This window comes from Streptomyces sp. A18, assembly GCF_059026065.1.
In genome coordinates, this window is sequence record NZ_JBWLKL010000145.1 from 1 (window position 1) to 635 (window position 635).

At 65.5% G+C, this 635-nt stretch carries 1 pseudogene; it reads right to left on the bottom strand.

The features are described from left to right. Positions 1-635 (bottom strand): annotated as a pseudogene (locus AC5P1C_RS43900) (2-oxoacid:acceptor oxidoreductase subunit alpha); the annotation flags it as partial.

Below are 635 nucleotides of genomic sequence, written 5' to 3' on the forward strand. Positions count from 1 at the left end.
ACCGGCGCCTCACCATTACGCCCGAACATCGCCTGCAGCAGATCGGCCTGCTCGGTCTTGGTCGGCAACCCCGTCGACGGACCACCACGCTGAATGTCCACCACCAGCAACGGCAACTCCAGCGACACCGCGAGCCCGATCGTCTCCGACTTCAGCGCCACACCCGGCCCCGAGGTCGTCGTCACCGCCAGCGAGCCACCGAACGCCGCCCCCAGCGCCGCACCGATCCCCGCGATCTCATCCTCCGCCTGGAACGTCCGCACACCGAAATTCTTGTGCTTCGACAGCTCATGCAGGATGTCAGAGGCCGGAGTGATCGGATACGAACCCAGATACAACGGCAGATCCGCCTGCCGGGCCGCCGCGATCAACCCATAGGACAGCGCCAGGTTCCCCGAGATGTTGCGGTAGGTGCCGGTCGGGAAGGCCTGGGTGGCGGGCGCGACCTCGTAGGAGACCGCGAAGTCCTCGGTCGTCTCGCCGAAGTTCCAACCGGCGTGGAAGGCGGCGATGTTGGCCTCGGCGATGTCCGGCTTCTTGGCGAACTTCGTCCGCAGAAACTTCTCCGTGCCCTCCGTCGGCCGGTGATACATCCACGACAACAGACCAAGGGCGAACATGTTCTTGCTGCGCCC